Annotated in this window: 26 protein-coding genes and 2 pseudogenes; 24 read left to right on the top strand and 4 right to left on the bottom strand. The window is 50.9% G+C overall.

Translation table 11 applies throughout. The features are described from left to right. A partial coding sequence (locus BGK49_RS07085; RefSeq protein ID WP_069375713.1) for an IS110-like element ISEc11 family transposase occupies window positions 1-734 on the bottom strand: 734 nt, incomplete at its 3' end. 284 nt (window positions 735-1,018) lie between these two features. Between BGK49_RS07085 and rluC the strand changes: the two genes are divergently transcribed. Continuing rightward, entirely contained in the window at window positions 1,019-1,978 is a 960-nt protein-coding gene (rluC, locus tag BGK49_RS07080) for a 23S rRNA pseudouridine(955/2504/2580) synthase RluC (RefSeq protein WP_000846351.1), read from the top strand. A 111-nt stretch (window positions 1,979-2,089) separates the two neighbouring features. On the opposite strand, the gene yceF is transcribed toward rluC, so the two are convergent. Next, window positions 2,090-2,674, bottom strand: coding sequence for a 7-methyl-GTP pyrophosphatase (gene yceF, locus BGK49_RS07075; protein ID WP_001125202.1), 585 nt, complete (start codon window positions 2,672-2,674; stop codon window positions 2,090-2,092). 198 nt (window positions 2,675-2,872) lie between these two features. Here yceF and yceD point away from each other — a divergent pair, with 198 nt between their 5' ends. The 14 genes from yceD (at window position 2,873) to ptsG (ending at window position 15,381) form a co-directional block, all read left to right on the top strand. Beyond that, complete coding sequence (gene yceD / locus BGK49_RS07070; RefSeq protein WP_001174482.1) at window positions 2,873-3,394, top strand: 23S rRNA accumulation protein YceD; 522 nt, start codon at window positions 2,873-2,875, stop codon at window positions 3,392-3,394. A 51-nt stretch (window positions 3,395-3,445) separates the two neighbouring features. Next, window positions 3,446-3,619, top strand: coding sequence for a 50S ribosomal protein L32 (rpmF, locus tag BGK49_RS07065; RefSeq protein ID WP_000290727.1), 174 nt, complete (start codon window positions 3,446-3,448; stop codon window positions 3,617-3,619). Between the two features lie 80 nt (window positions 3,620-3,699). Continuing rightward, window positions 3,700-4,770 (top strand): phosphate acyltransferase PlsX, encoded by a 1,071-nt coding sequence (gene plsX, locus BGK49_RS07060; protein ID WP_075318853.1) that lies wholly within the window; start codon window positions 3,700-3,702, stop codon window positions 4,768-4,770. A 67-nt stretch (window positions 4,771-4,837) separates the two neighbouring features. Then, window positions 4,838-5,791 carry a beta-ketoacyl-ACP synthase III gene (fabH, locus tag BGK49_RS07055; RefSeq protein ID WP_000288129.1) on the top strand — a complete coding sequence of 318 codons (954 nt, stop codon included), beginning with the start codon at window positions 4,838-4,840 and terminating at the stop codon, window positions 5,789-5,791. A gap of 15 nt (window positions 5,792-5,806) precedes the next feature. Then, window positions 5,807-6,736, top strand: coding sequence for an ACP S-malonyltransferase (gene fabD, locus BGK49_RS07050; protein WP_000191372.1), 930 nt, complete (start codon window positions 5,807-5,809; stop codon window positions 6,734-6,736). 12 nt (window positions 6,737-6,748) lie between these two features. Next, window positions 6,749-7,483, top strand: a complete 735-nt coding sequence (fabG, locus tag BGK49_RS07045) for a 3-oxoacyl-ACP reductase FabG (RefSeq protein ID WP_001008535.1) — start codon at window positions 6,749-6,751, stop codon at window positions 7,481-7,483. A gap of 210 nt (window positions 7,484-7,693) precedes the next feature. Continuing rightward, entirely contained in the window at window positions 7,694-7,930 is a 237-nt protein-coding gene (gene acpP / locus BGK49_RS07040) for an acyl carrier protein (RefSeq protein WP_000103754.1), read from the top strand. Window positions 7,931-8,017: 87 nt separating this feature from the next. Beyond that, the gene (gene fabF, locus BGK49_RS07035; RefSeq protein WP_000044676.1) at window positions 8,018-9,259 is read left to right on the top strand and encodes a beta-ketoacyl-ACP synthase II; all 1,242 of its coding nucleotides are present in this window, start codon (window positions 8,018-8,020) and stop codon (window positions 9,257-9,259) included. 119 nt (window positions 9,260-9,378) lie between these two features. Continuing rightward, window positions 9,379-10,188 carry an aminodeoxychorismate lyase gene (pabC, locus tag BGK49_RS07030; RefSeq protein ID WP_000478674.1) on the top strand — a complete coding sequence of 270 codons (810 nt, stop codon included), beginning with the start codon at window positions 9,379-9,381 and terminating at the stop codon, window positions 10,186-10,188. Window positions 10,189-10,190: 2 nt separating this feature from the next. After that, window positions 10,191-11,213, top strand: a complete 1,023-nt coding sequence (yceG, locus tag BGK49_RS07025; RefSeq protein WP_046891708.1) for a cell division protein YceG — start codon at window positions 10,191-10,193, stop codon at window positions 11,211-11,213. Then, window positions 11,203-11,844 carry a dTMP kinase gene (gene tmk, locus BGK49_RS07020; RefSeq protein WP_001257000.1) on the top strand — a complete coding sequence of 214 codons (642 nt, stop codon included), beginning with the start codon at window positions 11,203-11,205 and terminating at the stop codon, window positions 11,842-11,844. Before yceG ends, tmk begins: the two co-directional genes overlap by 11 nt. Then, window positions 11,841-12,845 carry a DNA polymerase III subunit delta' gene (holB, locus tag BGK49_RS07015; protein ID WP_001267941.1) on the top strand — a complete coding sequence of 335 codons (1,005 nt, stop codon included), beginning with the start codon at window positions 11,841-11,843 and terminating at the stop codon, window positions 12,843-12,845. Before tmk ends, holB begins: the two co-directional genes overlap by 4 nt. Before the next feature lie 10 nt (window positions 12,846-12,855). Further along, window positions 12,856-13,653, top strand: coding sequence for a metal-dependent hydrolase (locus BGK49_RS07010; protein WP_000480245.1), 798 nt, complete (start codon window positions 12,856-12,858; stop codon window positions 13,651-13,653). A gap of 294 nt (window positions 13,654-13,947) precedes the next feature. Next, window positions 13,948-15,381, top strand: coding sequence for a PTS glucose transporter subunit IIBC (gene ptsG, locus BGK49_RS07005; protein ID WP_000475722.1), 1,434 nt, complete (start codon window positions 13,948-13,950; stop codon window positions 15,379-15,381). 59 nt (window positions 15,382-15,440) lie between these two features. On the opposite strand, the pseudogene fhuE reads toward ptsG, so the two are convergent. Then, window positions 15,441-17,566 (bottom strand): annotated as a pseudogene (gene fhuE / locus BGK49_RS07000) (ferric-rhodotorulic acid/ferric-coprogen receptor FhuE). Between the two features lie 333 nt (window positions 17,567-17,899). On the opposite strand from fhuE, the pseudogene hinT reads away from it, so the two are divergent. From hinT to BGK49_RS06960, 8 genes and pseudogenes are all read left to right on the top strand, one after another. Further along, window positions 17,900-18,258: pseudogene (gene hinT, locus BGK49_RS06995) on the top strand (purine nucleoside phosphoramidase). Window positions 18,259-18,260: 2 nt separating this feature from the next. Beyond that, window positions 18,261-18,638 carry a YcfL family protein gene (locus BGK49_RS06990; RefSeq protein WP_001225298.1) on the top strand — a complete coding sequence of 126 codons (378 nt, stop codon included), beginning with the start codon at window positions 18,261-18,263 and terminating at the stop codon, window positions 18,636-18,638. A 13-nt stretch (window positions 18,639-18,651) separates the two neighbouring features. Beyond that, complete coding sequence (gene lpoB, locus BGK49_RS06985; protein WP_000164450.1) at window positions 18,652-19,290, top strand: penicillin-binding protein activator LpoB; 639 nt, start codon at window positions 18,652-18,654, stop codon at window positions 19,288-19,290. Next, window positions 19,274-20,098: a thiamine kinase gene (thiK, locus tag BGK49_RS06980; RefSeq protein WP_001116581.1), complete on the top strand. Its 825-nt coding sequence runs from the start codon at window positions 19,274-19,276 to the stop codon at window positions 20,096-20,098. The genes lpoB and thiK overlap by 17 nt, the downstream gene beginning before the upstream one ends. A 10-nt stretch (window positions 20,099-20,108) precedes the next feature. Beyond that, window positions 20,109-21,134, top strand: a complete 1,026-nt coding sequence (gene nagZ, locus BGK49_RS06975; RefSeq protein WP_000529288.1) for a beta-N-acetylhexosaminidase — start codon at window positions 20,109-20,111, stop codon at window positions 21,132-21,134. Between the two features lie 22 nt (window positions 21,135-21,156). Next, window positions 21,157-21,699 carry an alpha/beta hydrolase YcfP gene (gene ycfP, locus BGK49_RS06970; protein WP_000587933.1) on the top strand — a complete coding sequence of 181 codons (543 nt, stop codon included), beginning with the start codon at window positions 21,157-21,159 and terminating at the stop codon, window positions 21,697-21,699. Window positions 21,700-22,098: 399 nt separating this feature from the next. After that, complete coding sequence (ndh, locus tag BGK49_RS06965) at window positions 22,099-23,403, top strand: NADH-quinone dehydrogenase (protein ID WP_005042558.1); 1,305 nt, start codon at window positions 22,099-22,101, stop codon at window positions 23,401-23,403. A 226-nt stretch (window positions 23,404-23,629) separates the two neighbouring features. Then, window positions 23,630-24,169: a glycine zipper 2TM domain-containing protein gene (locus BGK49_RS06960; RefSeq protein WP_001043459.1), complete on the top strand. Its 540-nt coding sequence runs from the start codon at window positions 23,630-23,632 to the stop codon at window positions 24,167-24,169. A gap of 61 nt (window positions 24,170-24,230) precedes the next feature. Here BGK49_RS06960 and comR read toward each other — a convergent pair whose 3' ends face one another. Beyond that, the gene (comR, locus tag BGK49_RS06955; protein ID WP_005027560.1) at window positions 24,231-24,863 is read right to left on the bottom strand and encodes a TetR family copper-responsive transcriptional repressor ComR; all 633 of its coding nucleotides are present in this window, start codon (window positions 24,861-24,863) and stop codon (window positions 24,231-24,233) included. Between the two features lie 240 nt (window positions 24,864-25,103). Between comR and bhsA the strand changes: the two genes are divergently transcribed. Further along, the gene (bhsA, locus tag BGK49_RS06950; protein ID WP_000800121.1) at window positions 25,104-25,361 is read left to right on the top strand and encodes a multiple stress resistance protein BhsA; all 258 of its coding nucleotides are present in this window, start codon (window positions 25,104-25,106) and stop codon (window positions 25,359-25,361) included. The last annotated feature ends 73 nt before the right edge of the window (window positions 25,362-25,434 follow it).

Below are 25,434 nucleotides of genomic sequence, written 5' to 3'. Positions count from 1 at the left end.
GCGGCGAACTCTCGCCCCGATTTAAACGCTGATGCTTCCCCCATGGTGGCCACCGCTGCCGTCGCAATAAGTGGTCCAACGCCAGGAATATCCAGCAACCGCTTACAGGTTTCATTCTGCCTCGCCACGCTGGTAAGCTGTTTTTCAATATCCTCTATCAGTGAGTCCAGCTCATTCAGTCGGTTGTACTGGTTTTCCAGAACCATAATGAGATACGGTGGCAGTCTCTCTTTCATCCGTTCCAGTGCTTCGGGGAACTCCCGCTCCATCGCTGCCCGGCCTTTGTGGATGGTTTCACCAAACTCCAGTAACGTCCCGTGCAGGGCATTAATTTGTGTGGTCCGGAACTTCACCAGTTGCATGCGGGTACGGTGCAGAACCAGTACCGACTGCTGTTCTTCTGTTTTTACGGCGATTTCTTTACCCGGCTGCTGAACCGCCATCCAGATAGCCCGGGCATCCATCACATCATTCTTATTGCCCATGACGAATGCCTTAACGAAGCGGGCCTGCAACAACCGGACTTTATGACCAAGTTTTGTCAGTTCCCGTGCCCAGTGCTGAGAACCTCCACAGGCCTCCATACCAATCAGGCATGGCTCACGGTTGCCGAAGAACGTCAGAAAATCCTGTCTACGCAACTGTTTATCAACCACTTCACCTGTGTGCTCATTGATGAAGTGAATCTGAATGACATGTTTTGCGATATCAACGCCAACCGGTGTATATTTCATTTGTGGAGTCTCCAGTCTGAGGGAGCTTTATGCATCCCGTATTGGGCACTATGATGCCGGAAATCTGCGAGGCTCCACACCTGCCAGTTTCACCCTTTTAACCATCATACTGCTCCGTGTTTAATTGTGTGGGATGCGTTCATTACATTTTCACTTCTTGCTGGTGATTGGTTTAATAACCATCAATAAAGTGATCACGTAGTGAAGTAATAAGGTGTAAAACTAAATATAAGCATAGAAAAATGAGTGGCGCGAATCCTGTTGGCTAATTAGAATCGCTCACCATGAAAACAGAGACTCCATCCGTAAAAATTGTTGCTATCACCGCTGACGAAGCGGGGCAACGTATCGACAACTTTTTGCGTACCCAATTGAAAGGCGTACCAAAAAGTATGATTTACCGTATTTTGCGTAAAGGCGAAGTGCGGGTGAACAAAAAACGTATTAAGCCTGAATATAAACTCGAAGCGGGTGATGAGGTGCGTATCCCACCGGTTCGCGTTGCTGAGCGGGAAGAAGAGGCGGTTTCGCCACATCTGCAAAAGGTGGCGGCGCTGGCGGACGTCATCTTATATGAAGATGATCATATCCTGGTGCTGAATAAACCTTCCGGTACGGCGGTACATGGCGGCAGTGGTTTAAGCTTCGGCGTTATCGAAGGTTTGCGGGCGTTGCGCCCGGAAGCGCGGTTCCTTGAACTGGTTCATCGTCTCGACCGGGACACTTCAGGTGTGTTGCTGGTAGCGAAAAAACGCTCGGCGTTGCGTTCTCTGCATGAGCAATTACGTGAAAAAGGAATGCAAAAAGATTACCTGGCGCTGGTGCGCAGTCAGTGGCAGTCACATGTGAAGAGCGTTCAAGCGCCGTTATTGAAAAATATTCTGCAAAGCGGCGAACGTATCGTGCGTGTCAGTCAGGAAGGCAAACCGTCGGAAACACGCTTTAAAGTGGAAGAACGCTATGCATTTGCCACCCTGGTGCGTTGTAGCCCGGTAACCGGACGTACTCATCAGATCCGTGTGCATACACAGTATGCGGGTCATCCGATTGCCTTTGACGATCGCTACGGTGACCGTGAATTTGACAGACAGCTCACTGAAGCAGGCACGGGATTAAATCGTCTGTTCCTGCACGCCGCAGCGTTGAAGTTTACCCATCCGGGGACCGGTGAGGTGATGCGTATCGAAGCGCCGATGGATGAAGGTTTGAAGCGTTGTTTGCAAAAGCTGCGTAACGCGCGCTAATACAAGCATATAAGCCTGATAATGGGCGGTTGGCCTGATAAGGCGTTTACGCCGCATCAGGCCGCCTGCACCGATTGCCGGATGCGACGTAACCGCATCCGGCGCAAACAACTATCCCATCAGCGGGTTTTTCCCTTCCCGACGTAACATCTGACACAGCGCGATTAGCGGTAAACCAACCAGCGTGTTAGGGTCACGTCCCTCTAAACGCTCAAACAGCGTAATGCCAAATCCTTCACTCTTAAAGCTACCCGCGCAGTGCAGGGGATGCTCCTTACGCACGTAATTATCAATCTCCGCCTCGCTCAGGTGACGGAAATGGACGTCAAAAGGCTCCACTTCTGTTTGTAGATGCCCATTCGCCGAATTAAACAACGCCAGTCCAGTATAGAAGGTGACGATATTGCCGCTGGCTTTGCGTAATTGCAGACGGGCATTTTCTTCCGTTAACGGTTTACCGGTGATTTCGCCATCAAGAACACATACCTGGTCTGAACCAATAATTAAATGATCCGGATAACGTGACGCCAGAGATTGCGCTTTTTCTTGTGCCAGTCGAAGCACCAACTGTCGCGGTGATTCGTCGCTGCGTGGGGTTTCGTCGACCTCTGGTGCTGCACATTCAAAAGAGATTTGCAGTTTTTCCAGAAGAGCGCGACGCCATGGCGAGGTGGAGGCTAAAATAAGTTTAGGCATATTTTTTTCCATCAGATATAGCGTATTGATGATAGCCATTTTAAACTATGCGCTTCGTTTTGCAGGTTGATGTTCGTTATCAGCACTGAACGAAAATAAAGCAGTAACCCGCAATGTGTGCGAATTATTGGCAAAAGGCAACCACAGGCTGCCTTTTTCTTTGACTCTATGACGTTACAAAGTTAATATGCGCGCCCTATGCAAAAGGTAAAATTACCCCTGACTCTCGATCCGGTTCGTACGGCTCAAAAACGCCTTGATTACCAGGGGATCTATACCCCTGATCAGGTTGAGCGCGTCGCCGAATCCGTAGTCAGTGTGGACAGTGATGTGGAATGCTCCATGTCGTTCGCTATCGATAACCAACGTCTCGCAGTGTTAAACGGCGATGCGAAGGTGACGGTAACGCTCGAGTGTCAGCGTTGCGGGAAGCCGTTTACTCATCAGGTCTACACAACGTATTGTTTTAGTCCTGTGCGTTCAGACGAACAGGCTGAAGCACTGCCGGAAGCGTATGAACCGATTGAGGTTAACGAATTCGGTGAAATCGATCTGCTTGCAATGGTTGAAGATGAAATCATCCTCGCCTTGCCGGTAGTTCCGGTGCATGATTCTGAACACTGTGAAGTGTCCGAAGCGGACATGGTCTTTGGTGAACTGCCTGAAGAAGTGCAAAAGCCAAACCCATTTGCCGTATTAGCCAGCTTAAAGCGTAAGTAATTGGTGCTCCCCGTTGGATCGGGGATAAACCGTAATTGAGGAGTAAGGTCCATGGCCGTACAACAGAATAAACCAACCCGTTCCAAACGTGGCATGCGTCGTTCCCATGACGCGCTGACCGCAGTCACCAGCCTGTCTGTAGACAAAACTTCTGGTGAAAAACACCTGCGTCACCATATCACTGCCGACGGTTACTACCGCGGCCGCAAGGTCATCGCTAAGTAATCACGCGTCTGCGTGATGAAGCTTAGTGAGGATTTTCCCCAGGCAACTGGGGAAAGACCAAACCGGGCGGCGACGATACCTTGACACGTCTAACCTTGGCGTTAGATGTCATGGGAGGGGATTTTGGCCCTTCCGTGACAGTGCCTGCAGCATTGCAGGCACTGAATTCTAATTCGCAACTCACTTTTCTTTTAGTCGGCAATCCCGACGCCATCACGCCATTACTTGCTAAAGCTGACTTTGAACAACGTTCGCGTCTGCAGATTATTCCTGCGCAGTCAGTTATCGCCAGTGATGCCCGGCCTTCGCAAGCTATCCGCGCTAGTCGTGGGAGTTCAATGCGTATGGCCCTGGAGCTGGTGAAAGAAGGTCGAGCGCAAGCCTGTGTCAGTGCCGGTAATACCGGGGCACTGATGGGGCTGGCAAAATTATTACTCAAGCCCCTGGAGGGGATTGAGCGTCCGGCGCTGGTGACGGTATTACCACATCAGCAAAAGGGCAAAACGGTGGTCCTCGATTTAGGGGCCAACGTCGATTGTGACAGCACAATGTTGGTGCAATTTGCCATTATGGGCTCAGTTCTGGCTGAAGAGGTGGTGGAAATTCCCAATCCTCGCGTGGCGTTGCTCAATATTGGTGAAGAAGAAGTAAAGGGTCTCGACAGTATTCGGGAGGCCTCAGCGGTGCTTAAAACAATCCCTTCTATCAATTATATCGGCTATCTTGAAGCCAATGAGTTGTTAACTGGCAAGACAGATGTGCTGGTTTGTGACGGCTTTACAGGAAATGTCACGTTAAAGACGATGGAAGGTGTTGTCAGGATGTTCCTTTCTCTGCTGAAATCTCAGGGTGAAGGGAAAAAACGGTCGTGGTGGCTACTGTTATTAAAGCGTTGGCTACAAAAGAGCCTGACGAGGCGATTCAGTCACCTCAACCCCGACCAGTATAACGGCGCCTGTCTGTTAGGATTGCGCGGCACGGTGATAAAAAGTCATGGTGCAGCCAATCAGCGAGCTTTTGCGGTCGCGATTGAACAGGCAGTGCAGGCGGTGCAGCGACAAGTTCCTCAGCGAATTGCCGCTCGCCTGGAATCTGTATACCCAGCTGGTTTTGAGCTGCTGGACGGTGGCAAAAGCGGAACTCTGCGGTAGCAGGACGCTGCCAGCGAACTCGCAGTTTGCAAGTGACGGTATATAACCGAAAAGTGACTGAGCGTACATGTATACGAAGATTATTGGTACTGGCAGCTATCTGCCCGAACAAGTGCGGACAAACGCCGATTTGGAAAAAATGGTGGACACCTCTGACGAGTGGATTGTCACTCGTACCGGTATCCGCGAACGCCACATTGCCGCGCCAAACGAAACCGTTTCAACCATGGGCTTTGAAGCGGCGACACGCGCAATTGAGATGGCGGGCATTGAGAAAGACCAGATTGGCCTGATCGTTGTGGCAACGACGTCTGCTACGCACGCTTTCCCGAGCGCAGCTTGTCAGATTCAAAGCATGTTGGGCATTAAAGGTTGCCCGGCATTTGACGTTGCAGCAGCCTGCGCAGGTTTCACCTATGCATTAAGCGTAGCCGATCAATACGTGAAATCTGGGGCGGTGAAGTATGCTCTGGTCGTCGGTTCCGATGTACTGGCGCGCACCTGCGATCCAACAGATCGTGGGACTATTATTATTTTTGGCGATGGCGCGGGCGCTGCGGTGCTGGCTGCCTCTGAAGAGCCGGGAATCATCTCCACCCATCTGCATGCCGACGGTAGTTATGGTGAATTGCTGATGCTGCCAAACGCCGACCGCGTGAATCCAGAGAATTCAATTCATCTGACGATGGCGGGCAACGAAGTCTTCAAGGTTGCGGTAACGGAACTGGCGCACATCGTTGATGAGACGCTGGCGGCGAATAATCTTGACCGTTCTCAACTGGACTGGCTGGTTCCGCATCAGGCTAACCTGCGTATTATCAGTGCAACGGCGAAAAAACTCGGTATGTCTATGGACAATGTCGTGGTGACGCTGGATCGCCACGGTAATACCTCTGCGGCCTCTGTCCCGTGCGCGCTGGATGAAGCTGTACGCGACGGGCGCATTAAGCCGGGGCAGTTGGTTCTGCTTGAAGCCTTTGGCGGTGGATTCACCTGGGGCTCCGCGCTGGTTCGTTTCTAGGATAAGGATTAAAACATGACGCAATTTGCATTTGTGTTCCCTGGACAGGGTTCTCAAACCGTTGGAATGCTGGCTGATATGGCGGCGAGCTATCCAATTGTCGAAGAAACGTTTGCTGAAGCTTCTGCGGCGCTGGGCTACGACCTGTGGGCGCTGACCCAGCAGGGGCCAGCTGAAGAACTGAATAAAACCTGGCAAACCCAGCCAGCGCTGTTGACTGCATCTGTTGCGCTGTATCGCGTATGGCAGCAGCAGGGCGGTAAAGCACCGGCAATGATGGCCGGTCACAGCCTGGGGGAATACTCCGCGTTGGTTTGCGCTGGCGTGATTGATTTCGCTGATGCGGTGCGTCTGGTTGAGATGCGCGGCAAGTTCATGCAAGAAGCCGTACCAGAAGGCACGGGCGCTATGGCGGCAATCATCGGTCTGGATGATGCGTCTATTGCGAAAGCGTGTGAAGAAGCTGCAGAAGGTCAGGTCGTTTCTCCGGTAAACTTTAACTCTCCGGGACAGGTGGTTATTGCCGGTCATAAAGAGGCGGTTGAGCGTGCTGGCGCTGCCTGTAAAGCTGCGGGCGCAAAACGCGCGCTGCCGTTACCAGTGAGCGTACCGTCTCACTGTGCGCTGATGAAACCAGCAGCCGACAAACTGGCAGTAGAATTAGCGAAAATCACCTTTAACGCACCAACAGTTCCTGTTGTGAATAACGTTGATGTGAAATGCGAAACCAATGGTGATGCCATTCGTGACGCACTGGTACGTCAGTTGTATAACCCGGTTCAGTGGACGAAGTCTGTTGAGTACATGGCAGCGCAAGGCGTAGAACATCTCTATGAAGTCGGCCCGGGCAAAGTGCTAACTGGCCTGACGAAACGCATTGTCGACACCCTGACCGCCTCGGCGCTGAACGAACCTTCAGCGATGGCAGCGGCGCTCGAGCTTTAAAAGAGGAAAATCATGAATTTTGAAGGAAAAATCGCACTGGTAACCGGTGCAAGCCGCGGAATTGGCCGCGCAATTGCTGAAACGCTCGCAGCCCGTGGCGCGAAAGTTATTGGCACTGCGACCAGTGAAAATGGCGCTCAGGCGATCAGTGATTATTTAGGTGCTAACGGCAAAGGTCTGATGTTGAATGTGACCGACCCGGCATCTATCGAATCTGTTCTGGAAAAAATTCGCGCAGAATTTGGTGAAGTGGATATCCTGGTCAATAATGCCGGTATCACTCGTGATAACCTGTTAATGCGAATGAAAGATGAAGAGTGGAACGATATTATCGAAACCAACCTTTCATCTGTTTTCCGTCTGTCAAAAGCGGTAATGCGCGCTATGATGAAAAAGCGTCATGGTCGTATTATCACTATCGGTTCTGTGGTTGGTACCATGGGAAATGGCGGTCAGGCCAACTACGCTGCGGCGAAAGCGGGCTTGATCGGCTTCAGTAAATCACTGGCGCGCGAAGTTGCGTCACGCGGTATTACTGTAAACGTTGTTGCTCCGGGCTTTATTGAAACGGACATGACACGTGCGCTGAGCGATGACCAGCGTGCGGGTATCCTGGCGCAGGTTCCTGCGGGTCGCCTCGGCGGCGCACAGGAAATCGCCAACGCGGTTGCATTCCTGGCATCCGACGAAGCAGCTTACATCACGGGTGAAACTTTGCATGTGAACGGCGGGATGTACATGGTCTGACCGCGATTTGCACAAAATGCTCATGTTGCGCGCAGTCTGCGTGGTTATGAGTAATAATTAGTGCAAAATGATTTGCGTTATTGGGGGGTAAGGCCTCAAAATAACGTAAAATCGTGGTAAGACCTGCCGGGATTTAGTTGCAAATTTTTCAACATTTTATACACTACGAAAACCATCGCGAAAGCGAGTTTTGATAGGAAATTTAAGAGTATGAGCACTATCGAAGAACGCGTTAAGAAAATTATCGGCGAACAGCTGGGCGTTAAGCAGGAAGAAGTTACCAACAATGCTTCTTTCGTTGAAGACCTAGGCGCGGATTCTCTTGACACCGTTGAGCTGGTAATGGCTCTGGAAGAAGAGTTTGATACTGAGATTCCGGACGAAGAAGCTGAGAAAATCACCACCGTTCAGGCTGCCATTGATTACATCAACGGCCACCAGGCGTAAGTGAACATCTCCAGGCGGTCGTTCGACCGCCTGAGTTTTATCTTTTTGTCCCACTAGAATCATTTTTTCCCTCCCTGGAGGACAAACGTGTCTAAGCGTCGTGTAGTTGTGACCGGACTGGGCATGTTGTCTCCTGTCGGCAATACCGTAGAGTCTACCTGGAAAGCTCTGCTTGCCGGTCAGAGTGGCATCAGCCTAATCGACCATTTCGATACTAGCGCCTATGCAACGAAATTTGCTGGCTTAGTAAAGGATTTTAACTGTGAGGACATTATCTCGCGCAAAGAACAGCGCAAGATGGATGCCTTCATTCAATATGGAATTGTCGCTGGCGTTCAGGCCATGCAGGATTCTGGCCTTGAAATAACGGAAGAGAACGCAACCCGCATTGGTGCCGCAATTGGCTCCGGGATTGGCGGCCTCGGACTGATCGAAGAAAACCACACATCTCTGATGAACGGTGGTCCACGTAAGATCAGCCCATTCTTCGTTCCGTCAACGATTGTGAACATGGTGGCAGGTCATCTGACTATCATGTATGGCCTGCGTGGCCCAAGCATCTCTATCGCGACCGCCTGTACTTCCGGCGTGCACAACATTGGTCATGCTGCGCGTATTATCGCGTATGGCGATGCTGACGTGATGGTTGCAGGTGGCGCAGAGAAAGCCAGTACGCCGCTGGGCGTTGGTGGTTTTGGCGCGGCACGTGCATTATCTACCCGCAATGATAACCCGCAAGCGGCGAGCCGCCCGTGGGATAAAGAGCGTGATGGCTTCGTACTGGGCGATGGTGCCGGTATGCTGGTACTAGAAGAGTACGAACACGCGAAAAAACGCGGTGCGAAAATTTACGCTGAACTCGTCGGCTTTGGTATGAGCAGCGATGCTTATCATATGACGTCACCGCCAGAAAATGGCGCAGGCGCAGCTCTGGCAATGGCAAATGCTCTGCGTGATGCAGGCATTGAAGCGAGTCAGATTGGCTACGTTAACGCGCACGGTACTTCTACGCCGGCTGGCGATAAAGCTGAAGCGCAGGCGGTGAAAGCCATCTTCGGTGAAGCTGCAAGCCGTGTGTTGGTAAGCTCCACGAAATCTATGACCGGTCACCTGTTAGGTGCGGCGGGGGCAGTAGAGTCTATCTACTCCATCCTGGCGCTGCGCGATCAGGCTGTTCCGCCAACCATCAACCTGGATAACCTGGATGAAGGTTGCGATCTGGATTTCGTACCGCATGAAGCACGTCAGGTCAGCGGAATGGAATACACGCTGTGTAACTCCTTCGGCTTCGGTGGCACTAATGGTTCTTTGATCTTTAAAAAGATCTAAGTTGTCATTTCCCACCCATATAAAAGGTCCGCTTGCGGGCCTTTTTTCTTAGCTTTTATTCCGACTTGTTCCGTAGTGAACATGCTGCCACACTAACAATTCTCTGATAAGGAGCCGGTATGTTCTTAATTAACGGTCATAAGCAGGAATCGCTGGCAGTAAGCGATCGGGCAACGCAGTTTGGTGATGGTTGTTTTACCACCGCCAGAGTTATCGACGGTAAAGTCAGTTTGTTATCGGCGCATATCCAGCGACTACAGGATGCTTGTCAGCGGTTGATGATTTTCTGTGACTTCTGGCCTCAGCTTGAACAAGAGATGAAAACGCTGGCAGCAGAACAGCAAAATGGTGTGCTGAAAGTCGTGATCAGTCGCGGTAGTGGCGGGCGAGGGTACAGCACATTGAACAGTGGACCGGCAACGCGGATTCTCTCCGTTACGGTTTATCCTGCACATTACGACCGTTTGCGTAACGAAGGGATGACGTTGGCGCTAAGCCCGGTGCGGCTGGGGCGCAATCCCCATCTTGCAGGTATTAAACATCTTAATCGGCTTGAGCAAGTATTGATCCGCTCTCATCTTGAGCAGACAAACGCTGATGAGGCGCTGGTCCTTGACAGCGAAGGGTGGGTTACGGAATGCTGTGCGGCTAATTTGTTCTGGCGGAAGGGCAATGTAGTTTATACGCCGCGACTGGATCAGGCAGGTGTTAACGGCATTATGCGACAATTCTGTATCCGTTTGCTGGCACAATCCTCTTATCAGCTTGTCGAAGTGCAAGCCTCTCTGGAAGAGGCGTTGCAGGCAGATGAGATGGTTATTTGTAATGCGTTAATGCCAGTGATGCCCGTACGTGCCTGTGGCGATGTCTCCTTTTCGTCAGCAACGTTATATGAATATTTAGCCCCACTTTGTGAGCGCCCGAATTAGTCATGAAAAAAGTGTTATTGATTATCTTGTTATTGCTGGTGGTACTGGGTATCGCCGCTGGTGTGGGCGTCTGGAAGGTTCGCCATCTTGCCGACAGCAAATTGCTTATCAAAGAAGAGACGATATTTACCCTGAAGCCAGGGACCGGACGTCTGGCGCTTGGTGAACAGCTTTATGCCGATAAGATCATCAATCGCCCACGGGTTTTTCAATGGTTGCTGCGTATCGAACCGGATCTTTCTCACTTTAAAGCCGGGACTTACCGCTTTACACCGCAGATGACCGTGCGCGAGATGCTGAAATTGCTGGAAAGCGGTAAAGAAGCACAGTTCCCGCTGCGACTGGTAGAAGGGATGCGTCTGAGCGACTACCTCAAGCAATTGCGTGAGGCTCCGTATATCAAGCACACGCTGAGTGACGATAAGTACGCCACCGTAGCGCAGGAACTTGAACTGGAAAACCCGGAGTGGATTGAAGGTTGGTTCTGGCCAGACACCTGGATGTATACCGCCAATACCACCGATGTCGCGTTACTCAAGCGAGCGCACAAGAAAATGGTGAAAGCGGTCGATAGCGCCTGGGAAGGGCGTGCGGACGGTCTGCCTTATAAAGATAAAAACCAGCTGGTGACGATGGCATCAATTATCGAAAAAGAAACCGCCGTTGCCAGTGAACGCGATCAGGTTGCCTCGGTATTTATCAACCGTTTACGCATTGGTATGCGCCTGCAGACCGACCCAACCGTGATTTACGGGATGGGAGAGCGTTATAATGGCAAACTTTCTCGTGCAGGCCTGGAAACGCCGACAGCGTATAACACCTATACCATTACCGGTTTGCCGCCAGGTGCGATAGCTACGCCGGGGGCGGATTCGCTGAAGGCTGCTGCGCATCCGGCAAAAACGCCGTATCTCTATTTTGTGGCCGATGGTAAAGGTGGTCACACGTTTAATACCAATCTTGCCAGCCATAACAAGTCTGTGCAGGATTATCTGAAAGTGCTTAAGGAAAAAAATGCGCAGTAAGTATATCGTCATTGAGGGGCTGGAAGGCGCAGGCAAAACTACCGCGCGTAATGTGGTGGTTGAGACGCTTGAGCAACTGGGTATCCGCGACATGGTTTTCACTCGGGAACCTGGCGGTACGCAACTTGCCGAAAAGTTAAGAAGCCTGGTGCTGGATATCAAATCGGTAGGCGATGAAGTCATTACCGATAAAGCCGAAGTTCTGATGTTTTATGCCGCGCGCGTTCAACTGGTAGAAACGGTCATCAAACCAGCTCTGGCTAACGGCACCTGGGTGATTGGCGATCGCCACGATCTCTCCACTCAGGCGTATCAGGGCGGAGGACGTGGTATTGACCAACATATGCTGGCAACACTGCGTGATGCTGTTCTCGGGGATTTTCGCCCCGACTTAACGCTCTATCTCGATGTTACCCCGGAAGTTGGCTTAAAACGCGCGCGTGCGCGCGGCGAGCTGGATCGTATTGAGCAAGAGTCTTTCGATTTCTTTAATCGCACCCGCGCCCGCTATCTGGAACTGGCTGCACAAGATAAAAGTATTCATACCATTGATGCCACCCAGCCGCTGGAGGCCGTGATGGATGCAATCCGCACTACCGTGACCCACTGGGTGAAGGAGTTGGACGCATGAGATGGTATCCATGGTTACGACCTGATTTCGAAAAACTGGTAGCCAGCTATCAGGCCGGAAGAGGTCACCATGCGCTACTCATTCAGGCGTTACCGGGCATGGGCGATGATGCTTTAATCTACGCCCTGAGCCGTTATTTACTCTGCCAACAACCGCAGGGCCACAAAAGTTGCGGTCACTGTCGTGGATGTCAGTTAATGCAGGCTGGCACGCATCCCGATTACTACACCCTGGCTCCCGAAAAAGGGAAAAATACGCTGGGCATTGATGCGGTACGTGAGGTCACCGAAAAGCTGAATGAGCACGCACGCCTAGGTGGTGCGAAAGTTGTCTGGGTAACCGATGCTGCCTTACTGACCGACGCCGCGGCTAACGCATTGCTGAAAACGCTTGAAGAGCCACCAGCAGAAACCTGGTTTTTCCTGGCTACCCGCGAGCCTGAACGTTTACTGGCAACATTACGTAGTCGTTGTCGGTTACATTACCTTGCGCCGCCGCCGGAACAGTACGCCGTGACCTGGCTTTCACGCGAAGTGACAATGTCACAGGATGCATTACTTGCCGCATTGCGCTTAAGTGCCGGTTCGCCTGGCGCGGCACTGGCGTTGTTTCAGGGAGATAACTGGCAGGCTCGTGAAACATTGTGTCAGGCGTTGGCATATAGCGTACCATCGGGCGACTGGTATTCGCTGCTGGCGGCCCTTAATCATGAACAAGCTCCGGCGCGTTTACACTGGCTGGCAACGTTGCTGATGGATGCGCTAAAACGCCATCATGGCGCTGCACAGGTGACCAATGTTGATGTGCCGGGCCTGGTCGCCGAACTGGCAAACCATCTTTCTCCCTCGCGCCTGCAGGCTATACTGGGGGATGTTTGCCACATTCGTGAACAGTTAATGTCTGTCACAGGCATCAACCGCGAGCTTCTCATCACCGATCTTTTACTGCGTATTGAGCATTACCTGCAACCGGGCGTTGTGCTACCGGTTCCTCATCTTTAAGAGAGACATCATGTTTTTAGTCGACTCACACTGCCATCTCGATGGTCTGGATTATGAATCTTTGCATAAGGACGTGGATGACGTTCTGGCGAAAGCCGCCGCACGCGATGTGAAATTTTGTCTGGCAGTCGCCACAACATTACCGGGTTATTTACATATGCGGGATCTGGTAGGCGAACGTGACAACGTCGTATTTTCTTGTGGCGTGCATCCACTCAACCAGAATGATCCCTACGATGTAGAAGATTTACGCCGTCTGGCGGCAGAAGAGGGTGTTGTAGCGCTGGGTGAAACCGGGCTGGATTATTATTACACACCGGAAACTAAAGTACGTCAGCAAGAGTCCTTCATCCATCATATCCAGATTGGTCGTGAACTGAACAAGCCGGTTATCGTCCATACCCGTGACGCCCGTGCCGATACGCTGGCAATTCTGCGCGAAGAAAAAGTGACGGATTGCGGTGGCGTACTACACTGTTTTACAGAGGACAGAGAAACGGCGGGTAAATTACTGGATCTCGGATTTTACATCTCCTTTTCCGGCATTGTGACCTTCCGTAATGCGGAGCAACTGCGCGATGCTGCGCGTTATGTCCCCCTGGATCGATTACTGGTGGAAACTGACTCACCTTACCTTGCGCCGGTACCGCATCGAGGAAAAGAGAATCAACCTGCGATGGTTCGTGACGTTGCAGAATACATGGCTGTGTTGAAAGGTGTTGCCGTTGAAGAACTGGCGCAGGTAACCACCGATAACTTCGCCCGTCTGTTTCACATCGACGCTTCCCGCCTTCAATCCATCCGTTGAATGAGTTTTTTTAAAGCTCGTAATTAATGGCTAAAACGAGTAAAGTTCACCGCCGAAAATTGGGCGGTGAATAACCGCGTTTGAAATATTGTGACATATGTTTTGTCAAAATGTGCAACTTCTCCAATGATCTGAAGTTGAAACGTGATAGCCGTCAAACAAATTGGCACTGAATTATTTTACTCTGTGTAATAAATAAAGGGCGCTTAGATGCCCTGTACACGGCGAGGCTCTCCCCCCTTGCCACGCGTGAGAACGTAAAAAAAGCACCCATACTCAGGAGCACTCTCAATTATGTTTAAGAATGCATTTGCTAACCTGCAAAAGGTCGGTAAATCGCTGATGCTGCCGGTATCCGTACTACCTATCGCAGGTATTCTGCTGGGCGTCGGTTCCGCGAATTTCAGCTGGCTGCCCGCCGTTGTATCGCATGTTATGGCAGAAGCAGGCGGTTCCGTCTTTGCAAACATGCCACTGATTTTTGCGATCGGTGTCGCCCTCGGCTTTACCAATAACGATGGCGTATCCGCGCTGGCCGCAGTTGTTGCCTATGGCATCATGGTTAAAACCATGGCCGTGGTTGCGCCACTGGTACTGCATTTACCTGCTGAAGAAATCGCCTCTAAACACCTGGCGGATACTGGCGTACTCGGAGGGATTATCTCCGGTGCGATCGCAGCGTACATGTTTAACCGTTTCTACCGTATTAAGCTGCCTGAGTATCTTGGCTTCTTTGCCGGTAAACGCTTTGTGCCGATCATTTCTGGCCTGGCTGCCATCTTTACTGGCGTTGTGCTGTCCTTCATTTGGCCGCCGATTGGTTCTGCAATCCAGACCTTCTCTCAGTGGGCTGCTTACCAGAACCCGGTAGTTGCGTTTGGCATTTACGGTTTCATCGAACGTTGCCTGGTACCGTTTGGTCTGCACCACATCTGGAACGTACCTTTCCAGATGCAGATTGGTGAATACACCAACGCAGCAGGTCAGGTTTTCCACGGCGACATTCCGCGTTATATGGCGGGTGACCCGACTGCGGGTAAACTGTCTGGTGGCTTCCTGTTCAAAATGTACGGTCTGCCAGCTGCCGCAATTGCTATCTGGCACTCTGCTAAACCAGAAAACCGCGCGAAAGTGGGCGGTATTATGATCTCCGCGGCGCTGACCTCGTTCCTGACCGGTATCACCGAGCCGATCGAGTTCTCCTTCATGTTCGTTGCGCCGATCCTGTACATCATCCACGCGATTCTGGTAGGCCTGGCATTCCCAATCTGTATTCTTCTGGGGATGCGTGACGGTACGTCGTTCTCGCACGGTCTGATCGACTTTATCGTTCTGTCTGGTAACAGCAGCAAACTGTGGCTGTTCCCGATCGTCGGTATCGGTTATGCGATTGTTTACTACACCATCTTCCGCGTGCTGATTAAAGCACTGGATCTGAAAACGCCGGGTCGTGAAGACGCGACTGAAGATGCAAAAGCAACAGGTACCAGCGAAATGGCACCGGCTCTGGTTGCTGCATTTGGTGGTAAAGAAAACATTACTAACCTCGACGCATGTATTACCCGTCTGCGCGTCAGCGTTGCTGATGTGTCTAAAGTGGATCAGGCTGGCCTGAAGAAACTGGGCGCAGCGGGCGTAGTGGTTGCGGGTTCTGGTGTTCAGGCGATTTTCGGTACTAAATCCGATAACCTGAAAACCGAGATGGATGAGTACATCCGTAACCACTAATCCGTAAGACGTTGGGGAGACAAAGGCAGCCAGATGGCTGCCTTTTTTACAGGTGTTATTCAGAATTGATACGTGCCGGTAATGCTGAAATTACGCGGTGCGCCGTAGACGATAGAACCTTCCATGTTGGTATCGTAGGTTTTGTCGAACAGGTTATTGACGTTCCCCTGTAACGAGAAGTTTTTCGTCACCTGGTAGCGGGTGAAGAGATCCACCAGCGCGTAGCTACCTTGCTCGGCGCGGAAGGTGCCATACGGTGTCACGGTGTCGGTATACACGCGATTTTGCCAGTTAACACCACCGCCGACTGTCAACTCTGCATGACAGGCAACCGATAGCTGGTGAACATTTTAACCGTGGTGCGTGGCAGATTAGGATTAACGGCGTTTCCTTCGTTATCCTCTGCAATATAGCGCGTTGCGCCAAATGTCAGCTGCCAGTTGTCGGTAATTGCGCCGTTGCTGCCGGGGATAGGTGTACCGGTGGACTGAGCGACATTATCCTGCTCAATACGGAAGATGGCTAACGTGGTGGTCAGACGGCTATTCATCCAGTCCGATTTCAGACCCAGCTCGTAGTTGTTACCGGTGATTGGAGCCAGATATTTGCCTGAACTGTCACGATCATTTTGCGGCTGGAAAATAGAGGTATAGCTGGCGTAGGTCGACCAGTTGTCATTGATGTCAAACACCAGACCAGCGTAAGGCGTGGTGTGGTTTTTCTCCATGCTGTAAGTCAGCGTATCAACCCGCCAGTTGGTATAACGTGCGCCGAGGATCAGATGCAGCGGATCGGCAAGGGTGACTCGAGTGGCAGCATATAACGATTTCATATGTGTGGTATCGTCCTGTGCCAGGCTCTGTGGTGACCAGTCGGTTTGTGGGAAATTGCCATTAAAGTTGTAGAAACTGCCAATTTCATCTGGGAAGATGTTGGCCCATGAACTGAAGTAACGATTGTTTTGTTTGCTGTAACTGCCACCAAACATTAGATTGTGCTGACGACCAAACAATTCATAACTACCGTCAGCGAACAAATCCAGCGCATCAACTTTACGTTTGCCACTGTTCCAACCGGTGCCGCCGACATAATCAAAGCCAGGTCCACAATTACTGTATGGCCCAACCAGCATACCATCCGCTTTGTTTACATAGGCATCGACATACATCATTTTGCTGTCAAATTCGACTTCAGAGTGGGTGGCATTCAGTGTCGCTTGCCAGGTATCAGCAAACCGCTGCTTCAGGGTCATAAAGACCTTGTTGATCTCTTTATCGTTGTACGCCCAGTCAGGTGCGGTACTGCGTGCACGATCGTAACTGTTGCTGCTGCCATCAGTATTCCAGCGCGGTAAACCGCCCCAGGTAGGGCTATTAACATCAATGCGCTGATATTCGTAACCGGCTGAAAGCGTCGTAAGATCGCCTAAATCAGCATCGACAATGCCGGAGAAGAAGGTCTTTTCACTGTTGTAGCGGTCCAGCCATGAGTCGTTATTCTGGTAGCCGCCGACAATTCGCGCGCGGATTTTACCGTCTTCGGTGAGTGGGCTTTGTAAATCCGCCACATACCGTTCTTTGTTCCAGCTACCGTATTCCGCCGAGACATCGCCTTTAAATTCACGACTGGTCGCGTGTTTTCGAACCATATCAATTGCCGCAGATGGATTACCCGTCCCGGTCATGAGTCCTGTCGCGCCACGCACTACTTCTACGCGTTCAAACAGTGCCATATCAGAAAGTGCATCGCCCAGATTCCAGCGCGATTCAAAATAGGTGGGGATACCATCAACCATATAGTTATCGATCTGGAATCCGCGGGAATAATAAAGAGCACGATCGGAATCCGCCTGACTTTTGCTGATCCCCAGCGTGTTTTCCATCACTTCGCCCAGCGTTTGTAACTGCTGATCTTCCATCCGCTGCTGGCTAACAATAGTGACCGACTGAGGAATATCACGTTGAGTCATCTGCATTTTGGTACCCGCAGAGGTAGACGTTACGCTGTAATCATTTTCGCCATCATCTGGAGCTGTGGCTGAACCCTCAACAATCACCGTTTCTTCAGTGGCTGGTGCAGCAAAAGCGGCAGAAGGTAATAGTGCCAGTGCTATGCAACCGGCAAGTAGTGACGGTTTGGTGATGGCTTGATATTGATTATCCCTGTTAAATTGTGTTGAAAGCATTTGAAATCTCATGGTTTATGTTGTCGTCAGGCTCATGCCGGAGGAGGGTGATGAGCGATTATATTTAGTGTGCGAATAATTTTGTTTGTAAATGCAAATGAGAAATATACGCATTCATATTTGTCGTGTAAACCAAACAGAGAATGTCTTTTCAGCGCATTCGCAGGCAGAAATGGGAATAATGGCGATATATACGGCAGCAAAACGATTTTTTGCTTAAGAAATCGTGAGTTAAGGTTGAAAGAGCAGGTTTAACTCGACCATACTTTATACTCGCAGTGTGGCGCGGCGTAGCATGGCGCAACGCATGGCTATTTGAAAAAGGAAAATGTCGTGGCAGAAGAAACTATATTCAGCAAAATTATTCGTCGTGAGATCCCCTCCGATATCGTCTACCAGGATGATCTGGTAACGGCGTTTCGCGATATTTCGCCGCAAGCGCCAACGCATATTCTGATCATTCCGAATATCCTCATTCCGACTGTGAACGACGTCTCAGCTGAGCATGAGCAGGCGCTGGGACGCATGATCACCGTAGCGGCAAAAATTGCTGAGCAAGAAGGTATTGCCGAAGATGGCTATCGTCTGATCATGAATACCAACCGCCATGGCGACAAGAGGTTTACCACATCCATATGCACTTGTTGGGTGGCCGTCCGCTGGGACCAATGCTGGCGCATAAAGGTCTGTAACGATGAGAAAAGGATGCTTTGGGCTGGTGTCTCTGGTGTTGTTACTGCTGGTGGGCTGTCGTTCACATCCGGAAATTCCGGTGAATGATGAGCAATCGCTGGTGATGGAGTCATCTTTATTGGCTGCGGGCATCAGTGCAGAAAAGCCCGTCCTTTCGACGTCTGATATTCAACCTTCAGCATCCTCAACGCTTTATAACGAAAGGCAAAAACCCGTTACCGTTCATTATCGTTTTTACTGGTATGACGCCAGAGGGCTGGAGATGCATCCTCTGGAAAGGCCACGCAGCGTTACCATTCCCGCACATTCGGCGGTAACGCTGTACGGCAGCGCCAATTTTCTGGGGGCGCACAAAGTCAGACTTTATCTATATTTGTAAGGGGTGAATCTTGATGACAAAAATGAGTCGCTACGCCTTGATTACCGCGCTGGCGATGTTTCTCGCCGGGTGTGTGGGGCAACGTGAACCTGCACCGGTAGAAGAAGTGAAACCAGCGCCGGAACAACCAGCCGAGCCACAACAGCCTGTCCCCACAGTGCCCTCGGTGCCGACGATCCCGCAGCAACCAGGCCCAATTGAGCACGAAGATCGAACGGCACCGCCTGCGCCGCATATTCGCCATTATGACTGGAATGGCGCAATGCAGCCGATGGTCAGTAAGATGCTTGGGGCTGACGGGGTGACTGCGGGTAGCGTCCTGCTGGTTGATAGCGTTAACAACCGTACTAACGGTTCGCTGAATGCCGCAGAAGCGACCGAAACGCTGCGAAATGCGCTGGCTAATAACGGGAAATTTACCCTGGTTTCCGCCCAGCAACTGTCGATGGCTAAGCAACAGTTAGGTTTGTCGCCGCAGGACAGTTTAGGCACCCGTAGTAAAGCCATAGGCATTGCCCGCAATGTCGGCGCTCATTACGTGCTGTACTCCAGCGCCTCTGGCAACGTTAACGCTCCGACCCTACAAATGCAGCTGATGCTGGTGCAGACGGGCGAAATTATCTGGTCAGGTAAAGGTGCCGTTTCGCAGTAATAATCCCATCACGCGCGACGAATTGCTGTCGCGCTTTTTCCCGCAGTTTCATCCCGTCACGACGTTTAATAGTGGGCTTAGTGGCGGTAGTTTTCTCATTGAACATCAGGGCCAGCGTTTTGTTGTGCGTCAGCCGCACGATCCTGATGCGCCGCAGTCCGCGTTCTTGCGCCAGTATCGGGCTTTATCACAACTACCCGCAAGCATTGCACCGAAGCCGCATTTATATCTCCGTGACTGGATGGTAGTCGACTATCTGCCCGGCGCGGTAAAAACGTATTTGCCGGATACCAACGAACTGGCAGGCTTGCTGTATTATCTACATCAACAACCACGTTTTGGCTGGCGAATAACGCTGTTGCCGTTACTGGAACTGTACTGGCAGCAAAGCGATCCGGCGCGGCGGACTGTGGGTTGGCTGCGAATGTTAAAACGTCTGCGCAAAGCGCGGGAACCACGACCTTTACGCTTAAGTCCATTGCATATGGATGTCCACGCCGGAAATTTAGTGCATAGCGCATCAGGGTTAAAACTCATCGACTGGGAGTATGCCGGAGATGGTGATACCGCGCTGGAACTGGCGGCGGTGTGGGTGGAAAATACTGAACAGCACCGGCAATTGGTCAATGACTATGCCACTCGCGCGAAGATTTATCCGGCGCAATTATGGCGTCAGGTCAGGCGATGGTTTCCCTGGCTGCTGATGCTCAAAGCAGGGTGGTTTGAGTACCGCTGGCGACAAACCGGCGATCAACAATTTATCAGGCTGGCCGATGACACCTGGCGGCAGCTATTAATAAAACAATAAGGAGAGCAGTGTGGGTCCAGTAATGTTGGATGTCGAAGGTTACGAACTGGACGCGGAAGAGCGTGAAATACTGGCGCATCCGCTGGTGGGAGGGCTGATTCTCTTTACGCGTAACTATCATGATCCTGCCCAGTTACGTGAACTGGTGCGCCAGATCCGCGCAGCATCGCGCAATCATCTGGTGGTGGCGGTAGATCAGGAAGGTGGACGCGTGCAGCGTTTTCGCGAAGGTTTTACCCGCTTACCGGCAGCACAATCCTTTGCTGCGCTGTTGGGAATGGAAGAGGGCGGCAAACTGGCGCAAGAGGCGGGTTGGCTGATGGCCAGCGAAATGATCGCTATGGATATTGATATCAGCTTTGCGCCAGTGCTGGATGTAGGACATATCAGCGCGGCGATTGGCGAGCGTTCTTATCATGCCGACCCAGAAAAAGCCCTAGCAATCGCCAGTCGGTTTATTGATGGGATGCATGAAGCCGGAATGAAAACGACCGGGAAACACTTCCCAGGACACGGTGCAGTAACTGCAGATTCACACAAAGAGACGCCGTGCGACCCACGCCCGCAAGCGGAAATTCGTGCCAAAGATATGTCGGTTTTCAGCACGTTAATCCGCGAAAATAAACTCGACGCCATTATGCCTGCGCATGTGATCTACAGTGATGTTGATCCGCGTCCGGCGAGCGGTTCTTCCTACTGGCTGAAAACCGTTTTGCGTCAGGAACTGTGTTTTGACGGTGTAATTTTCTCTGACGATTTATCGATGGAAGGTGCCGCGATTATGGGCAGTTATGCCGAACGCGGGCAGGCATCACTGGACGCAGGTTGCGATATGATCCTGGTCTGCAATAATCGTAAAGGGGCCGTCAGCGTGTTAGATAATCTGTCACCGATCAAGGCAGAGCGTGTTACACGTTTGTATCATAAAGGTTCATTTTCGCGACAGGAACTGATGGACTCGGCTCGCTGGAAGGCGAGCAGCACCCGTCTGAATCAGTTACATGAACGCTGGCAGGAAGAGAAAGCAGGTCACTAACCCTGGCTTATGTGAGGAAGCGATGATTATCTATTTACACGGTTTTGACTCTAACAGTCCGGGTAACCACGAGAAAGTCTTACAATTGCAGTTTATTGACCCGGATGTACGCTTGATAAGCTACAGTACGCGGCATCCGAAACATGATATGCAGCATCTGCTTAAAGAAGTGGACAAAATGTTGCAACTGAACGTCGACGAGCGTCCGCTGATTTGCGGCGTTGGTCTGGGCGGATACTGGGCGGAACGGATTGGTTTTCTTTGCGATATCCGCCAGGTGATCTTCAACCCTAATTTGTTCCCTTATGAGAACATGGAAGGCAAGATTGATCGCCCGGAAGAGTATGCCGATATTGCCACTAAGTGTGTGACCAACTTCCGCGAGAAGAATCGCGATCGTTGCCTGGTGATTTTGTCGCGTAATGATGAAGCGCTTAACAGCCAGCGGACATCTGAAGAGTTGCATCATTATTACGAGATTGTCTGGGACGAAGAGCAGACGCACAAATTCAAGAATATCTCCCCGCATTTGCAGCGCATTAAAGCGTTCAAAACCCTCGGGTAAATGCCCTCGTCGCATCAGGTAACCTTGCCGGTACCTGATGCGCTCCGAATTCTGTAAGTCGGATAAGGCGTTTACGCCGCATCCGACAGTCGAGCATCAATGCCTGATGCGCCTCTTATCAGGCCTACCGAACGCCCTGCATACACCCCTCACTCTATATCACTCTCACAAATTCGCTCAAATAATAAACAATAAACTCTATTTTTTGATCTCACCCGGTAAAGTCGCCTATCTTTTCAGCAACAAAACTTGATTAACATCAATTTTGGTATGACCAATGCACCATTCATGTTATTCTCAATAGCGAAGAACATTTTCATTGCTGTAACCTGTTGTTAATTAAGAGCTATGTTAATAACCATTAATTAACAATTGGTTAATAAATTTAAGGGGGTCACGTTGACTACGCCATTGAAAAAGATTGTGATTGTCGGCGGCGGTGCTGGTGGGCTGGAAATGGCAACACAGCTGGGGCATAAGCTGGGACGTAAGAAAAAAGCCAAAATTACGCTGGTCGATCGTAACCACAGCCACCTGTGGAAACCGCTGCTGCACGAAGTGGCGACTGGCTCGCTTGATGAAGGCGTCGATGCGTTGAGCTATCTGGCCCATGCGCGCAATCATGGTTTCCAGTTCCAGTTGGGTTCCGTCATTGATATTGATCGTGAAGCGAAAACAATCACTATTGCAGAACTACGCGACGAGAAAGGTGAACTGCTGGTTCCGGAACGTAAAATCGCCTATGACACCCTGGTCATGGCGCTGGGTAGCACCTCTAACGATTTCAATACGCCAGGCGTCAAAGAGAACTGCATTTTCCTCGATAACCCGCACCAGGCGCGTCGCTTCCACCAGGAGATGCTGAATCTGTTCCTGAAATACTCCGCCAACCTGGGCGCGAATGGCAAAGTGAACATTGCGATTGTCGGTGGCGGCGCGACGGGTGTAGAACTCTCCGCTGAGTTGCATAACGCGGTCAAGCAACTGCACAGCTACGGTTATAAAGGTCTGACCAACGAAGCCCTGAACGTAACGCTAGTAGAAGCGGGAGAACGTATTTTGCCTGCATTACCGCCACGCATCTCTGCTGCGGCCCATAGTGAGTTAACGAAACTTGGCGTTCGCGTGCTGACGCAAACCATGGTCACCAGTGCTGATGAAGGCGGCCTGCACACTAAAGATGGTGAATATATTGAGGCTGATCTGATGGTGTGGGCAGCCGGGATCAAAGCGCCAGACTTCCTGAAAGATATCGGTGGTCTTGAAACTAACCGTATCAACCAGCTGGTGGTGGAACCGACGCTGCAAACCACCCGCGATCCAGACATTTACGCTATTGGCGACTGCGCGTCATGCACGCGTCCGGAAGGGGGCTTTGTTCCGCCGCGTGCTCAGGCTGCACACCAGATGGCGACTTGCGCAATGAACAATATTCTGGCGCAGATAAACGGTAAGCCGCTGAAAAATTATCAGTATAAAGATCATGGTTCACTGGTATCGCTGTCGAACTTCTCCACCGTTGGTAGCCTGATGGGTAACTTGACGCGCGGCTCAATGATGATTGAAGGACGAATTGCGCGCTTTGTATATATCTCGCTATACCGAATGCATCAGATTGCGCTGCATGGTTACTTTAAAACCGGATTAATGATGCTGGTGGGGAGTATTAACCGCGTTATCCGTCCGCGTTTGAAGTTGCATTAATCGACGTACACTGGCGGATGTGGCATAAACGCCTCATCCGCCCTGGACAAATGGTACGAGCGGTAGGCCTGATAAGACGCGTTAAGCGTCGCATCAGGCATTCCTTCAGACTCCTCCGAATCATTAAGTATTTCCAGCCATTCCCGCGCTTTTCATCTTCTGTCTGATAGCTGCTTTTCTCCTTCGCTTGCATGATTGGCATAACTGCAAAGAAGGAGGTGTTCCCGTGAATAAATCAATGTTGGCGGGTATCGGGATTGGTGTCGCAGCTGCGCTGGGCGTAGCGGCAGTGGCCAGTCTGAACGTGTTTGAACGTGGCCCGCAATACGCTCAGGTTGTTTCTGCAACCCCAATCAAGGAAACGGTTAAAACACCGCGTCAGGAGTGTCGCAACGTCACAGTGACCCATCGTCGACCGGTGCAGGATGAAAATCGCATTACCGGGTCGGTGCTCGGCGCTGTTGCTGGCGGCGTGATAGGGCATCAGTTTGGCGGTGGTCGCGGTAAAGATGTCGCCACTGTTGTGGGGGCGCTGGGTGGTGGATATGCCGGTAACCAGATCCAGGGCTCTCTCCAGGAAAGCGATACTTACACGACTACGCAACAGCGTTGTAAAACGGTGTATGACAAGTCAGAAAAAATGCTCGGTTATGATGTGACCTATAAGATTGGCGATCAGCAGGGCAAAATCCGCATGGACCGCGATCCGGGTACGCAGATCCCGCTAGATAGTAATGGGCAACTGATTTTGAATAACAAAGTATAACAAGGCTGTACTCTGCAATTTGGCCCCTCATTCGCTCAGGCTGAGGGGCTTTTTTTGCGACTTATTTCACCAGTTCGGGCCATAAACGCAAAGTCGTTCCGGCAATCTGCATTAGTTTTTCCAGCGATGCACCTTCGCGTGCGCTGATCGACATCCCCTGAATAATACAATTAAGGAATTCTGCCAGATGTGTCACGTCACAGTGGGTCGGGATTTCCCCGCGCGCTTGTCGTTGACATAAAAACTGCTGCAAAGTGCGCTCTTGCATCGCATGGCGTGATTTCAACGTATTGGCGATATCTCCTGAATCTGGGGAGAGGGTGGTGCAGTTGTTGATCATGAAGCAGCCTGCCGGGGTGTCTTTGCTGGTAAAGCAGTTGGCGATGGCAGCAAAATAGTCAGCCAGCGCAGACTTCACGCTTTTCTCTTCACAAAACAGCTGTGCTTCATGCTTAGCGGCAAAACGATCGATATAGCGGTCGAGAACGGCACGAAATAACCCCTCTTTGTTGGTAAATTCCGCGTATAGCGTGGGCGCTTTGGCTCCGGTCGCTTCGACGAGGTCCGCAAGAGAAGTCGCTTCATAACCGTGTTGCCAGAACAATTTCATGGCCTTATCAAGCGCGGCATCCCTGTCGAACACTTTTGGGCGGCCACGGCTTTTTTTTACACATTGTGTTGAGTCAGTTGCCATGATGCCGTTGTACCTGGTGACTGTGAATGAAAGGTTATTATAAAAATAATCACCTCCGTTCACCAGTCCAGATCCCATAAAAATAATTGCTTTCTATTTAACTGAAATTTAAAGATTTTTAAATTAATTAATGATTGTTATAAAAAATATCTTGTATGTGATCCAGATCACATATGTCATTTAGTTATCGATCGTTAAGTAATTGCTTGCGACGTCATTCATCTGCATAAGGCCACTATTATGAAAAACGTAAAAATCCTCATCGCTGCGGCGATTTTAAGCTCCATGTCATTTGCCAGCTTTGCGGCTGTCGAAGTTCAGTCAACGCCAGAAGGCCAACAAAAAGTCGGTACAATCAGTGCTAAAGCGGGGACAAATCTGGGATCGCTGGAAGAGCAGCTGGCGCAAAAAGCGGATGAGATGGGCGCAAAATCTTTCCGTATTACTTCTGTAACCGGTCCGAATACCCTCCATGGAACAGCAGTAATTTATAAATAAGCATTAACCCTCATTAATGCCTGCTACTGCTGATTTTTTCCCCGCGACATGCCGTGTCGCGGGGATTTTTTTT

Source organism: Shigella sp. FC1544 (assembly GCF_001722145.1).
Classification (GTDB): domain Bacteria; phylum Pseudomonadota; class Gammaproteobacteria; order Enterobacterales; family Enterobacteriaceae; genus Escherichia; species Escherichia coli.
The sequence above is the reverse complement of the archived record's forward strand: the minus strand, read 5'-3'. Positions and strand labels throughout refer to the sequence as shown.